Origin of the sequence: Lacibacter luteus (assembly GCF_004118265.1) — a bacterium.
Lineage (GTDB): Bacteria > Bacteroidota > Bacteroidia > Chitinophagales > Chitinophagaceae > Lacibacter > Lacibacter luteus.
Map to the genome: position 1 here is coordinate 445991 of NZ_SDHW01000001.1, position 14621 is coordinate 460611.

At 40.2% G+C, this 14621-nt stretch carries 10 protein-coding genes; 9 read left to right on the forward strand and 1 reads right to left on the reverse strand.

The features are described from left to right. Positions 1-45 precede the first annotated feature (45 nt). A complete protein-coding gene (locus ESA94_RS01610) occupies positions 46-735 on the forward strand; it encodes a Crp/Fnr family transcriptional regulator (RefSeq protein WP_129129110.1) in 690 nt (229 codons plus the stop codon). A 40-nt stretch (positions 736-775) separates the two neighbouring features. Here the strand turns inward: ESA94_RS01610 and uxuA are convergent, their stop codons facing one another. After that, complete coding sequence (gene uxuA, locus ESA94_RS01615) at positions 776-1945, reverse strand: mannonate dehydratase (RefSeq protein ID WP_240670956.1); 1170 nt, start codon at positions 1943-1945, stop codon at positions 776-778. 751 nt (positions 1946-2696) lie between these two features. On the opposite strand from uxuA, the gene ESA94_RS01620 reads away from it, so the two are divergent. The 8 genes from ESA94_RS01620 (at position 2697) to ESA94_RS01655 (ending at position 14621) form a co-directional block, all read left to right on the forward strand. Then, positions 2697-3725, forward strand: coding sequence for a LacI family DNA-binding transcriptional regulator (locus ESA94_RS01620; RefSeq protein WP_129129112.1), 1029 nt, complete (start codon positions 2697-2699; stop codon positions 3723-3725). Positions 3726-3744: 19 nt separating this feature from the next. After that, positions 3745-5883 carry an alpha-glucuronidase family glycosyl hydrolase gene (locus tag ESA94_RS01625; RefSeq protein WP_129129113.1) on the forward strand — a complete coding sequence of 713 codons (2139 nt, stop codon included), beginning with the start codon at positions 3745-3747 and terminating at the stop codon, positions 5881-5883. Between the two features lie 27 nt (positions 5884-5910). After that, positions 5911-6657 carry an SDR family NAD(P)-dependent oxidoreductase gene (locus ESA94_RS01630; protein WP_129129114.1) on the forward strand — a complete coding sequence of 249 codons (747 nt, stop codon included), beginning with the start codon at positions 5911-5913 and terminating at the stop codon, positions 6655-6657. Positions 6658-6724: 67 nt separating this feature from the next. Further along, on the forward strand, positions 6725-9283 hold the full coding sequence (locus ESA94_RS01635) for a glycosyl hydrolase 115 family protein (RefSeq protein WP_129129115.1): 2559 nt from the start codon (positions 6725-6727) through the stop codon (positions 9281-9283). Between the two features lie 29 nt (positions 9284-9312). Continuing rightward, entirely contained in the window at positions 9313-10428 is a 1116-nt protein-coding gene (locus ESA94_RS01640) for an endo-1,4-beta-xylanase (protein WP_129129116.1), read from the forward strand. 29 nt (positions 10429-10457) lie between these two features. Continuing rightward, complete coding sequence (locus ESA94_RS01645; protein WP_129129117.1) at positions 10458-11888, forward strand: MFS transporter; 1431 nt, start codon at positions 10458-10460, stop codon at positions 11886-11888. A gap of 23 nt (positions 11889-11911) precedes the next feature. Beyond that, entirely contained in the window at positions 11912-12949 is a 1038-nt protein-coding gene (locus ESA94_RS01650; protein ID WP_129129118.1) for a glycoside hydrolase family 43 protein, read from the forward strand. Positions 12950-12953: 4 nt separating this feature from the next. Continuing rightward, a complete protein-coding gene (locus ESA94_RS01655) occupies positions 12954-14621 on the forward strand; it encodes a glycoside hydrolase family 43 protein (protein WP_129129119.1) in 1668 nt (555 codons plus the stop codon).

Sequence of the window (14621 nt, forward strand, 5' to 3'; positions counted from 1 at the left end):
CTTGTTTGCTGTTACTTTGCAGCAGCAAAAAATCGTAAATGAGCCATGAAGCAAAATAAGAAGAACTGTGATTTGAAAAGCTGTACCATGTGCAAACAATGCCAACACGATTGGCTTCCTGCGCTTGATGTAAACCGTAAAAGCTTTCACTTTAAAAAGGGTGAGCAATTATTTACCGAAGGCGAAGAAGTAGAAGGAATGTATTTTATTTCGAAAGGCCTGGTTAAAGTGCACAAGCGTTGGGGAAATGAAAAAGAACTGATCCTTCGTATAGCGAAAGATGGTGATATTGTGGGGCATCGTGGCTTGGGTGATGATGCATTTTATCCTGTTTCAGGAACAGCAATGGAGCCTACCGATGTTTGCTATATTGACCTCTCCTTCTTTAACAGCACACTACGTACCAATCCCGACTTTCAATATAATCTATTGATGTTTTTTGCAGCAGAGTTAAAAGAGTCAGAAAAGCGTATGCGTAATCTTGCACACATGAATGTAAAAGGACGTATTGCCAATGCATTGCTCTATCTGCTGAATAAATTCGGAAAAGACAGCAGCGGCTATATCAATCTTTCAATCAGCCGCCAGGATCTTGCTTCGTACACCGGTACAACCTACGAATCACTTTTTAGAATTATGAATGAGTTGATGGAAGAAAAAGCAATTGTTACTGATGGAAAGAAAACAAAGGTGCTCGATGAGAAAAAATTAATAAAGCATACTGCACAGGAATAGTAAAAAAGCCGGAAGAAATTTCCGGCTTTTTTATTCAAGCTTATTCATACAGCATTTTATGCAATGCATATTCTGTTCCTCTCAATTCGGCTAAGCCTTTTAAACGACCAATAGCTGAATACCCGGGATATGTTTTTTTCTTAAGATCATCGAGCATCTGATGACCATGATCGGGACGCATTGGCAATGAAATATTTCTTCGATGCTGTATAGCCAGCACTTCTTTAATTACCTCAAACATATCTGTATCGCCTGTTAAGTGATCGGCTTCAAAGAAATTACCTTCGGCATCACGCTTGGTATTGCGCAGGTGAAGAAAATGAACTTGATCGCCAAAGCGCCTAAGCATAGCCGGTACATTGTTATCGGCCCGTGCACCAAACGATCCTGTACAAAAGCATAATCCATTTGCAGGAGATGGTACTGCTTCAATTAAATCGGCAGCATCTTTTTCCGTACTCATAATTCGTGGCAAGCCAAGAACGGGATATGGCGGATCATCGGGATGAATGGCCATCTTTAAACCATACTCTTCTGCAACAGGAACTACCTCTTTCAAAAAATAAAACAAATGCTCTTTGAGTTTAGCTGCATCAATACCCTGGTACTTCTGCAATTCCGATAACACCTGCCCGGGAGTAAATGCATCGTCGCTGCCGGGTAAACCCAACATCATATTATTAAATAAGAATGCACGCTCTTCTTCACTCATTGCATTAAACCGCTCCTTTGCCTTTACAATTTCTTCTACAGCATACTCAGCATCGGCCTCCGGACGCTTTAATAAAAACAGATCGAAGACAACATAATCAATGCGGTTAAAATATAATGCGGTACTTCCATCTTCTAACTTATAGTACACGTTTGTACGTAACCAATCAAGCACCGGCATAAAGTTATACGTTACCACTTTTAATCCACAGGCAGCTATGTTACGTAAACTTGCTTTATAGTTCTCGATATGGTAGAGATAATTGCCCGACTGACGTTTTATGTCATCACTTACAGGCAAGCTTTCAATTACCGTCCAGGTCATACCCGCATCTTCGATCATTTTCTTTCGCAAAAGAATTTCATCCGATGTCCAGATGTCGCCAACAGGAATATGATGAAGTGCGGTAACAACACCGGCACAACCAGCCTGACGAATATCTGCTAAACTTACAGGATCATGCCGGCCGTACCAACGCATGGTTTGATGCATCAACATAATTTAAATTTTAGTAAAGCTATTGTACAAAGCACAAACACCCAGCTTATTCATCTGTAGTTTGTACGCAGCTGTTGAAATAATAAAGTTTAAAGTCGCTTAAAAAGCTCCGTTCATTTTAAAACTTACTCTCATTGCAAAATGCAAACCGCTTTTTAAACTCTTGGACCTGTCGCTTAAGCGGTATTTGCAATCGGTTGCACTAAAATAAGCTAAAAACACTCTTGCCAGAGATTAAACCCTGATTTATCTGCTGATTTCACTATCGCTTTAAATAGAACACTTGAAATTTATTATCAATGCATTATAGTATTTTTCTGAGTGAAATTGTAAATCCCTTCCGGTTTTTTGTCTTTCGTTCATGCTGTATTTCGACAAAATGCTTACTCGAATAAAAAAATGCAACCGATTACATTTTTTTAGAAAAAACCTTTACCTTAGGCTTTTAAACGAAGCTTGTCAGGTAATATGAACCATTACTCCGCTTTTTCGAGTCCAGATTGCCGATTTACGGATTCTGATGCATCCGGAAGGGTTAATCAGGTTGACAGACAGGTAAGGCTCCGTTTCTTTTCAAAAAATGATTCCACTCGGCTTTTAAATATTTGTATTGATAATCCGGTGCTGTATAAATCAGGACGAAAAATGACGCCTTGCACTATACATTTGCCAGAGCCCAGAATTATTAAGGACAAAATATTATTCATGCCTGCCGGCTGTATTAACAGGCAGTGTATAAAGCAGAAGTAAAATGAAAGAGAAAAAAGAAGTAACCATTTACGACATTGCACAGTTGCTGGACCTTTCGACAGCAACAGTAAGTCGTGCTTTACAGGATCATCCGGCGATTAATAAAAACACCAAAAAGAAAATTCAGGATGCAGCAAAAGAAATGGGTTACCGCCATAACAATTTTGCCAGCAATCTTCGCAAACAAAAGACAAACACTATTGGCATTATTGTACATGAATTGAACAGTAACTTTATTACTTCTGTACTGGCAGGTATTGAAAAGATCAGTACCGAAGCGGGTTACGATCTTATTATTACGCACTCGTCGGAAAGCTTTAAAAAGGAAACGGCCAACGTTCTCAACTTGTTTCATAAACGTGTTGATGGTATTATTGCGTCATTGGCTTTTGATACAAAAGGGCTTGATCATTTTCAGCCATTCTTTGATAAAAAGATTCCCGTTATCTTCTTTGATCGTGTTGAAGAGAATTCTGACAATGCAAAAGTGGTGATCGACAACTATAAGAATGGTTACCAGGCAACACAACATTTAATTGAGCAGGGAAGCAAGCGCATTGTGATCGTAACTGCCAACCTCAGCAGAAACGTATATGCCCAGCGTTTTAAAGGATACAAAGATGCTTTGTTTGATAACGGAATTGCATTTGATGAAAATCTCGTACTCATAAAGGATCTAAGTGAAAAATGTGGTCGTGAAGCTGCAGAACAGATTCTCGAAATGAAACCAATGCCTGATGCAGCATTTATCACCAATGATTTTTCGGCTGCTGTGTGCATGCAAACATTAAAAGAACATGGCATCCGCATTCCGGAAGATATTGCCATTGTTGGTTTCAATAACGATGCCATCAGTAAAATTGTAGAGCCACAATTAACTACTGTGAATTATCCCGGTATTGATATCGGCGAAATTGCTGCCCGTAACTTAATTGCACACCTGAAAGGTGAAGTGAACATCACCCAGACAAACACCATTATTGTAAAATCAGATTTAATTATCCGCAAATCATCTGTAAGAAAGGGATGATGCTGTAACGATCACTTACATGAAGAGATTAAACGTATTGCTACTTTTATTGATTGCCTGCACTTTTGTACAAGCTGAAACCGGCTATGAGTTGTGGTTACGATATACAAAGATCAGTAACACATCATTGCTTCAACAATACAAACAACAACTTGCTTCACCCGTTGTACTTGGCTCCTCACCTACGACATCGATCATTCGTGCAGAATTAAGCACTGCCTTAAAAGGATTAATGGGAACCAACTATAGGCTTGCTTCTTCCATCAGTTCTTCTAATACATTGATCATTGGAAAAGCAGACGCAACAAACATACTTTCATCGCTCGCAACAAAAGATGAACTGAAGAAACTTGGTGAAGATGGTTTCATCATCAAAGCAAAACCCGGCAAAACATTTATTACCGGCAATACCGATGTAGCGGTGCTGTATGGTGTGTTTCATTACCTCCGTTTACTGCAAACTAATCAACCAATAACAAACCTCAACATTGTATCTGTACCAAAACTAAAACTACGGATGCTGAATCATTGGGATAATCTGGATCGTTCGGTTGAACGTGGTTATGCAGGCGAATCGATCTGGGACTGGCATCGTTTGCCCGGTTACATCGATCAACGTTATATCGATTACGCAAGAGCAAATGCATCGATTGGTATTAATGCAGTGGCATTAACCAATGTAAATGCAAACGCAACCATCCTTACAGCAAACTATCTCGAAAAAGTAAAAGCATTGGCGGATGCATTTCGACCTTATGGCATCAAAGTATTTCTAACAGCTCGTTTTAGTGCACCCATTGAATTAGGTAAATTAAAAACAGCTGATCCCTTAGATAATGCTGTACAGCAATGGTGGAATGAAAAAGTAAAAGAGATCTATTCGTTCATTCCTGACTTTGGCGGCTTCGTTGTTAAAGCAAATAGTGAAGGTCAACCTGGTCCGCAGGATTATAAACGTACACATGCCGATGGTGCTAACATGATGGCAAAAGCATTGGCGTCGCACAAAGGCATTATTATCTGGCGTGCATTTGTGTATGCAGCCGAGAATCCGGTTGACCGTCACAAACAGGCATACGATGATTTTGTTCCGCTTGATGGAAAATTTGAACCCAATGTAATGGTGCAGGTGAAGAATGGTGCTATTGATTTTATGCCACGTGAACCTTTTCATCCGTTGTTTGGAGCAATGCCTAAAACACCGTTGATGATGGAGTTCCAGGTAACACAGGAATATACAGGGCAGGCAACCAACTGGGTTTTTCTTGCGCCGTTGTTTAAAGAAGTTTTAGACAGTGATACATATTCTAAAAGCAAGAACAGCACTGTAGCAAAAGTGATCGATGGAAGTTTAGATAATCATTCACTCAATGGCATGACAGGTGTTGCGAACATCGGCAGCGATATCAATTGGTGCGGCCATCCAATGGCGCAGGCAAACTGGTATGCGTTAGGAAGACTTGCGTGGGATTACAATTTATCAAGTGATACAATTGCTGATGAATGGTTGCGTATGACATTCAGTAACGATGCATCGTTTGTACAATCAACTAAACAGATCATGCTCAACAGCAGGGAGATCATGGTAGATTATATGAATCCGCTTGGCTTACATCATATCATGGGCACAGGTCATCATTATGGTCCTGCACCATGGGTAAGCAATCTCAACCGTCCTGAATGGAATCCTGTTTATTATCACAAAGCTGATAGTGTTGGTATTGGTTTCAATCGTACTTCAACAGGCAGCAAAGCCATTGAGCAATATCAACCTGATGCAAGAAAGCAATGGGAAAACATTGCAACAGCTGATGAAAAATATTTGTTGTGGTTTCATCATGCATCATGGAATTATAAAATGAAAAGCGGTCGTAGTTTATGGAATGAGTTGTGCCATCAATACAATGCCGGAGTCGATAGTGTGAAATGGATGCAGCGTGAATGGCAAAAGCAAGCAACAAAAGTAGATGCCGAACGATTTAAAGCAGTGAGCATGTTACTCAACGTTCAACTGGAAGAAGCAAAATGGTGGCGCAATGCATGTTTGCTTTACTTCCAAACGTTTTCAAAACAACCAATTCCTTCGAATTACGAACAGCCCGATAAAACATTGGACTATTATAAAAGTTTACGTTTCCCGTTTGCGCCGGGCAACTAACTTGCAGTATAAACTAATATTTGAATTATGAGCAACAAACAAAAGTTAGCTATTGTAACAGGCGGCGGTTCGGGTCTTGGACTGGCAATAGCAAAAGCATTTACTGCAAACGATATTAAAACCATCATTGTAGGTCGTGATGAAGAGAAATTAAAAACAGCAAAAAGTGAATTAGGTGAAAATGGTTTTTATAAAACATGCGATCTGAGTGATCTTTCCACCATTCCTGCATTGATCGAAAATATTCTTGCAGAGTTTGGTGAGATCGATATACTGGTGAACAATGCCGGCATCAATCAAAAGAAATTATTTGAAGAAGTAACAGATGAAGAATTTCAACGTATACTCACTACCAATGTAACTGCTGTGTTCAGCATCAGTCGTGAAGTGGTGAAAGATATGTTGAAACGCAAAAGTGGCTGCATCATCAATATCAGTTCAATGGCTGCACAATATGGTTTACCAAAAGTAATTGCCTACAGTGCAAGTAAAACCGCTATTGATGGTATGACGAGAGCTATGGCTGTTGAGCTTAGTCCAAATGGTATTCGTGTAAATGCCATTGCACCAGGTTTTATCTACAGTGCTATGACGGAAAAAGCATTGAACAGCGATCCTGAACGTAAAGCAAAAGTATTTAACCGCACACCAATGGGCCATATGGGTCAACCGGAAGATATTGGTGCAGCAGCGTTGTACTTAGCAAGCGATGGCGCTAAATATGTTACCGGTGTTGTGCTGCCAGTTGATGGTGGTAACAGCGTTGGTTTCTAACAATAACCGATTTAATCCGCAGCAGTTTTGTAACACACAACTGCAAAACTGCTGCATTGTTTGCATTATGAAGAAAACGATTTTGCTTGTCGCATTTTGTTTGCTGTACCTTACTTACGGCAACGCTCAACTGCTTGCAACCGGTGCAGGTAGTTCTTCCTATTCCATTTCCGGTGCCACAATTTTGGTTGACAACAACGATCATGCTGTTGTACAAAAGGCGGCGCATTTTTTTTCAACCGATATGCAATCGGTTACATTGAAGCAATCAAGCGTTATAAACAGTCTTTCTTCGTTTGGCAAAACAGTGATCATCATCGGCTCTGCAGATAAATCAACCTTCATCAAACAACTTGTTCAGCAAAAGAAATTATCCATTGCTTCACTCAAAGGCAAATGGGAAGCTTACACTATTCAAACTATTAAAAATCCATTCAAGGGAATTGAACAGGCGTTGGTGATTGCAGGAAGTGATCGCAGAGGTACTGCTTTCGGCGTGTTTGAAGTAAGCAAACAAATAGGTGTATCGCCCTGGCATTGGTGGGCCGATGTACCGGTGCAGCAAAAGCAGGATGTATTCATCAGTGCAAATGAAAAAATTACAGACGCTCCGAAAGTAAAATACCGTGGCATTTTTATTAATGATGAAGCTCCTGCACTCAGTAACTGGAGCAAAGAAAAATTCGGTGGCTTCAATTCAAAATTTTATGCAAAGGTATTTGAGCTGATGCTTCGTTTAAAATCCAACTACATCTGGCCTGCCATGTGGGGCAATGCGTTTTACGATGATGATTCGCTTAATATTAAAGTGGCTGATGAATATGCCATTGTTATTGGCACATCGCATCACGAACCATTGATGCGTGCACATGCAGAGTGGGCAAAGTATGGTAAAAAGCAAAAATGGAATTATGATAGTACGGAAGCAGGTCTGCAGGAATTCTGGCGTGGCGGTATGCAGCGTGCATGGAACGAAAAAATTGTAAGTGTTGGTATGCGTGGGGATGGTGATGAACCGATGAGCAGAGAAACGGCAACAGCATTATTGGAACGAATTGTAAAAGATCAACGCAAGATCATTACCAACGTAACAGGTAAACCTGCTGAACAAACACCGCAACTCTGGGCGTTGTATAAAGAAGTGCAGGACTACTATGATAAAGGCATGCGTGTGCCGGATGATGTTACACTTTTATTATGCGATGATAACTGGGGCAATATCCGTAAACTGCCAAAGCCAAATGAAAAGCCACGCAAAGGTGGTTACGGTATTTATTATCATTTCGATTATGTGGGTGGTCCACGTAATTACAAATGGCTGAACACAAATCCGCTTCCCCGCATTTGGGAACAGATGCATTTGGCATATGAGCATCATGTAAAAGATATCTGGATCGTGAATGTGGGTGATATAAAACCAATGGAGTTGCCTATCTCCTTCTTTTTAGATTATGCATGGGATCCAGCAAAGATTGACGCAACAGATGTTCAAACCTATACAGTTAACTGGGCCGCACAACAGTTCGGAACAAAACATGCAACTACCATTGCGGAATTACTGGCGAAATATGCAAAGTATAACAGCAGAAGAAAACCTGAAATGCTCGATGATAAAACCTACAGTTTCTTTTATGGCGAATGGGAACAGGTGGTGAATGAGTATAACGACTTATTGAATTTAGCAGAGACAATCAACAACGCTTTAAGTCCCGAACAAAAAGATGCATTTTTTCAATTGGTGCTGCATCCGATTAAAGCCTGTGCAAATCTCAACGAACTATATTACAATGTTGCATTGAATAAAGAAGCATTCAAAGAAAAATACGAAACAACAAACGGGTATGCTGACAAAGTAAAAGAGCTCTACAAAAAAGATTCATTGATCACGGTTGAATATCATCAACTCAACAAAGGCAAATGGAATCATATGATGAGCCAGACACATATTGGTTATACGTATTGGCAACAACCGCCATTTAACAGAATGCCTGCTGTGCAATACCTGCCCGACTCCACTACCTATAAAGATGAAGTGACATTGATCGGCAGAGTGCCACAGGCTGAATATCCTGCAACAATAAAACACAATGCTTTCGTTGAACGATTTGAAACTGTATCAATAGAAGCTGCACATTATACAAATGCAAACAACAGCAAAACCATTAACTGGAAAGTATTACCCGATCTTGGTAGAACAGGCTCTGCTGTTACAACATTTCCTGTAACTGCGGCTGAACAACAATCATCAGCAGCTACTCCTTTTCTTGAATACGAAATTTATACTTACAGTAAAGACAGTTTTACGATTCACGCTTACTTCTCTCCTACTCTAAATTTCTTTAACGAAGAAAATGGTTTGCAGTACGCCATATCGGTTGATGATGAAGCTCCACAGATCATCAGCATAAACAAAGAAGATAAGAACAGCATCAGCGGCATCTGGAATAAATGGGTGGGCGAGAATATTATTATCAAAACAAGCAGACATAAGCTCAGCTCGCCTGGTAAACACGTCATCAAATACTGGATGGTGAATAGCGGCGTGCTGCTGCAAAAAATTGTAGCCGATTTCGGTGGCATGAAAAGAACTTATCTCGGTCCGCCTGAAACAAGGATCAATAACTGAACTATTAACTACTGATTAAAACGAATAACATGAAAAAGTTCATTGTAAAAATTACTGCAGCCGGGGCAATACTTGCATGCTTCGCTTATTGCACAAGCACAAAAAATGCAACAGGCAATGCTGCTACCTCGTTAAAAGATGCTTACAAAAAAGATTTTCTAATTGGCACAGCGTTGAACACGCAACAGATAGAAGAGAAAGATGCGAAAGCTGCTGCATTAATTCCTTTGCAGTTCAATGCCATTACCCCGGAAAATATTATGAAAGCGGAGATCATTCATCCGCAATGGGATCAATACAATTTTGACCTTGCTGATAAAATTGTAGCGTACGGTGCAAAGCACAACATCAAAGTAAATGGTCATACACTTATCTGGCATAGCCAGTTGCCACAGTTTGCAAGAAGAATAAAAGATGTTGATTCGTTTAAAACATTCTTCACCAATCATATCAATACCGTTGCCGGTCGTTACAGCGGTAAGATCTTTTCATGGGATGTGGTGAATGAAGCATTGAATGAAGATGGTACGATGCGTAAATCAATCTTCCTCGATAAAATGGGCGATGGTTTTGTTACAGAAGCATTTCGTCTTGCAGCTATTGCATCACCCAATACTGAACTCTATTACAACGATTACAATAACGAACAACCAAAGAAACGTGAAGGCTGTCTTGCATTGGTAAAAAAAGTGCAGGCTGCTGGTGTACGTATTGATGGTGTAGGAATTCAAGGTCATTGGCATTTAGGTCGTGTACCATTGAAAGATATTGAAGAAAGTATTCTTGCTTATCACGCATTGGGATTGAAAGTAATGATCACTGAACTGGATATTGAAATGCTGCCGAGAAATTTTCAAGGAGCAGATGTGAATCAACGCCAGGCTTCCAATCCTGCATTGAATCCTTATGCCAATGGCATTCCTGATAGTTTGTTACAACAACAGGCAACAGATTATGCCAATCTCTTCAAACTGTTTTTAAAACACAAGGATAAAATTACTCGTGTTACTTTCTGGGGTGTGAACGATGGACAAAGCTGGTTGAATGGCTGGCCTGTTCCCGGCCGCACAAATTATCCCTTACTCTTTGATCGTGCTTTTAATCCAAAGCCAGCTTATCATTCGGTAATGGCGTTAAAGAAATAAACCAATTGCTTGCTCAATAAAATCAACTCATGGAATCTTCGCAAAAATTATCAGTAGTAGAAAAAGTTGGTTACAGCTTAGGTGACCTGGCTGCTAATCTCGTGTTTCAAACATTGGTAACATGGATCGCTTATTACTATTTAAATATTTATGGCTTAAAAGCGGAACATGCTTCCATGTTAACGCTTATTGTTGGCTTGGTTGCTGCGTTTGCATTCAACCCGATCATGGGTGCTATTGCCGACAGAACAAATTCCAAATGGGGAAAATTCCGACCATGGATCTTGTGGACAGCAATACCATTGGGAGTGATTTCATTGCTGGCTTTTAAAACTCCGGACTTTGCCTACCAGGGAAAAATTATTTACGCAGTTATCACTTATGCATTACTGTTGTTGCTATATGCAGCCAACAATTTACCTTATGGCGCATTAAGCGGTGTAATAACCGGCGATATGAAAGAACGCAACAGTTTAAGCTCCTATCGTTTTGTTGCAGTAATGTTTGCCCAGTTTTTTGTGCAGGTTTTCATGTACAATTTTATTATTAAAGCAGGCGGAGGAACAGATGCGGAAGCAATGAAAATCGGCATCTCAAAAGTAATGACAGTGCTTGCTATTGTTGGCACACTGATGCTCATTATTTGCTTTCTCACAACGAAAGAGCGGATCATTCCCAAGCCAGAACAAAAATCAAGTCTAAAAGAAGACCTCGGCGATCTGTTTAAAAATAAACCATGGGTGATCATTCTTACCGTAACTACTCTCATCTTTATTACACTTGCATTAAAAGGCGGCTCGTATGTTTATTATTTTGAAAACTATGTTGACAAAGCCGAGCTCACTGCTTTCTTAGAACCATTTAAATCATTCCTCCCAACATTTGAAAATGATACTTCATTAGGCTTGGGTGTATTTAATGGTGGAGGTATTCTGGTTGGTCTCATTGGTATCATGATCTCGCCGTGGTTTGCAAACAGATGGGGCAAGCGCAATGTATTCATGGCTTCCTTGCTTATTGCAACAGTATTCATCATCCTGTTTTACTTCTTCCCGCCTAAATCAATTGCCATCATTTTTGCTGCGCAGGTGTTGCATGGATTTTTCTACGGCATCAATACACCTATTCTCTGGACAATGATCGCTGACGTAGCGGATTACAGCGAATGGAAAAATAACAGAAGAGCAACGGCTATTATCTTCTCTGCAATGATGGTGGGATTAAAAGCCGGATTAAGCATTGGCAGCTCATTAGTGTCTTGGATATTGGGTAAGTATCATTACATGCCGCAAAGCACAACAGGACAAACTGAAACCGCCATCAACGGAACAAAAATGCTGGTGAGCATTTATCCTGCTATTCCGTTTCTGCTTGCAGCTGCACTCCTGTTCTTTTATGAAATCAATAAAAAGATGGAAGTGCAGATTGAAGCTGATCTGAAACAACGACGTAACTCATAACTCATCATTCATAACTCATTATAATGCCTGAAGACAGTATTGCACATATCGACTTTGAAGAATTAAATAAGAAAGCCATTTCACAACCGTTGGTGAAACATATTTACACAGCCGATCCATCGGCACATGTGTTCAACGGAAAAATTTATATCTATCCATCGCATGATGTGGATGCAGGTGATGCGTTTGATGATCTCGGCAGTCACTTCGCTATGGAAGATTATCATATTCTTTCTATGGATTCACCAACAAGCGATGCCGTTGATAACGGAAATGCATTGCATGTAAACGATGTGCCTTGGGCATCAAAACAAATGTGGGCACCTGATGCTGCAGAAAAAGATGGCAAGTATTACTTATTCTTTCCTGCAAAAGCACACGATGGTATTTTCAGAATTGGTGTGGCAGTAAGCGATTCACCTGTTGGTCCTTTCACCCCGCAACCGGAAGCGATCAAAAACAGTTTCTCCATTGATCCTGCTGTGTATAAAGATGAAGACGGAACTTATTACATGTACTTCGGTGGTATCTGGGGCGGACAGTTACAACGCTGGCGCAGCGGAACATTCAATGCAGAACAACCTGAAAGCCCGTTTGCATTTCTACCTGAAGCAAATGAACCTGCGTTATGTGCAAAGATCGCTAAGCTCACAGATGATCTGCTTGAATTTGCAGAAGAACCTAAAGATGTTGTGATCACAGATGAAAACGATGAGCCGCTTTTGCAAGGTGATACTGATAGAAGATTTTTTGAAGCAAGCTGGCTGCACAAATACAACGGGAAATATTATTTCTCTTATTCAACCGGTGATACACATTATCTCTGTTATGCCATTGGCGATAATCCGTATGGTCCGTTCAAATATGCAGGCAGAATTTTAGAACCTGTTGTTGGCTGGACATCGCACCACTCAATTTGTGCATTTGAAGACAAGTGGTATTTGTTTTATCACGACAGCAGTTTGAGCAAAGGAGTAACACATTTACGCAGTGTGAAAGTAACGGAGCTTGTGCATGATGAAAATGGATTAATTAAAACGATCAAACCATATATCGATTAACCAGATGAAGAAAATTCTTTCGGCAATATTGTTCAGCTTTGTATTTGCAATGACGAATGCTCAAACATTTAACAATCCCATACTGGCCGGGTTTTATCCTGATCCAAGTATTTGTCGTGTAGGCAATGACTATTATGTTACTACTTCCACATTTGCTTATTTCCCGGGGCTTCCGATCTTCCACAGTACCGACCTGGTAAACTGGAAGCAGATCGGCAACGCAATGGATCGTGAAGAACAACTCGATCAAACCAATGCGGGTGTTTCAAGAGGTTTGTTTGCGCCAACCATCCGCTACCATAAAGGAACGTTTTATATTCTTTGTACGCTGATCGATAAAAAAGGAAACTTCATTATCACTGCAAAAGATCCGAAAGGCCCGTGGAGTAATCCTATCTGGTTGCCGCAGGTACGTGGTATTGATCCATCAATTGATTTTGTTGATGACAAAGCCTATGTTGTTTACAACAATGATGCGCCGGATAACAAACCATTGTACAATGGTCACCGTACCATCCGCATGTATGAATTTGATATTAATGCGATGAAAGTGGTGGGTGAAGAAATTTTATTGGTGAATGGCGGAACCGATCTTTCCAAAAAACCAATCTGGATCGAAGCGCCACATCTCTTTAAAAAAGATGATTGGTACTACCTCATCTGTGCAGAAGGTGGTACAGGCTACAATCATACAGAAGTTGTGTTCAGAAGCAAATCAGTGAAAGGGCCTTATGTTCCCTATCAAAATAATCCCATCCTCACACAAAAACATTTAGATAAAAAACGTGCCAACCCGATTACAACAACCGGTCATGCCGATTTTGTAGAAACACCGGATGGAAAATGGTATGCAGTTTTTCTCGCCTGTCGTCCTTATGATGATGATTTTTATACAACCGGTCGTGAAACATTTTTATTACCTGTAGAATGGAGAGACGGATGGCCGCATATTCTGGAAGGTGATGCAACAGTGCCTTACACATTACCCGTCCCTCTACCAGCCATTACCAAAAAAGTAAACAACCCGTTTGGTGGTAACGTTACATTCAAAGATGATTTTAAGAGTGACAAGTTTGATTTCCGTTATCTCTTCTTACGCAATCCGGAAACAGCTGCTTACAGTTTAACTACTAAAAAAGGATTTCTGCAATTGGCATTACGTCCGCAAACAGCAACAGAACGTAAAAGTCCTTCGTTCCTTGGTTACCGTCAGAACAATTTGAAAGGATACGCAGCAACAAGCATCAACTTTTCACCTGCGTCAGAAAAAGAAAAAGCAGGTATGCTCATTTTCCAAAGCGAAAATTTTTATTACTTTTTATGTAAGTCAGTTGAAAATGGAATACCTGTTGTGCAGTTATTCAAATCACCCGCAAGAGGAAAAACAGAGCCGGAATTACTGGCTTCGCAAAAATTAAATTCAACAAAAGAACTGTTCTTGAAAATTGAAGCAAGAGCCAACACGTATGCGTTCTTTTTTGCAGAAAAGAAAAATGACTGGAAGCTGTTGAAAGACGGCGTTGATGGTTCGTTTCTTACCACAAAAGTTGCAGGTGGATTTGTAGGAAGCCTGTTTGCATTATATGGCACTTCAAACGGAGCACCAACATCAACAGTGGCTTTGTACGATTGGTTTGAGTACAAAGGAAATGATGATGCGTTTAAAAAATAA

What these genes read in the sequence shown, in the direction of transcription:
- uxuA (WP_240670956.1), bottom strand. Translation starts at nt 1,945, where the DNA reads ATGTTGATGCATCAAACCATGCGTTGGTACGGCCGGCATGATCCTGTA.
- ESA94_RS01630 (WP_129129114.1), top strand. Translation starts at nt 5,911, where the DNA reads ATGAGCAACAAACAAAAGTTAGCTATTGTAACAGGCGGCGGTTCGGGT.
- ESA94_RS01645 (WP_129129117.1), top strand. Translation starts at nt 10,458, where the DNA reads ATGGAATCTTCGCAAAAATTATCAGTAGTAGAAAAAGTTGGTTACAGC.
- ESA94_RS01610 (WP_129129110.1), top strand. Translation starts at nt 46, where the DNA reads ATGAAGCAAAATAAGAAGAACTGTGATTTGAAAAGCTGTACCATGTGC.
- ESA94_RS01655 (WP_129129119.1), top strand. Translation starts at nt 12,954, where the DNA reads ATGAAGAAAATTCTTTCGGCAATATTGTTCAGCTTTGTATTTGCAATG.
- ESA94_RS01640 (WP_129129116.1), top strand. Translation starts at nt 9,313, where the DNA reads ATGAAAAAGTTCATTGTAAAAATTACTGCAGCCGGGGCAATACTTGCA.
- ESA94_RS01620 (WP_129129112.1), top strand. Translation starts at nt 2,697, where the DNA reads ATGAAAGAGAAAAAAGAAGTAACCATTTACGACATTGCACAGTTGCTG.
- ESA94_RS01650 (WP_129129118.1), top strand. Translation starts at nt 11,912, where the DNA reads ATGCCTGAAGACAGTATTGCACATATCGACTTTGAAGAATTAAATAAG.
- ESA94_RS01625 (WP_129129113.1), top strand. Translation starts at nt 3,745, where the DNA reads ATGAAGAGATTAAACGTATTGCTACTTTTATTGATTGCCTGCACTTTT.
- ESA94_RS01635 (WP_129129115.1), top strand. Translation starts at nt 6,725, where the DNA reads ATGAAGAAAACGATTTTGCTTGTCGCATTTTGTTTGCTGTACCTTACT.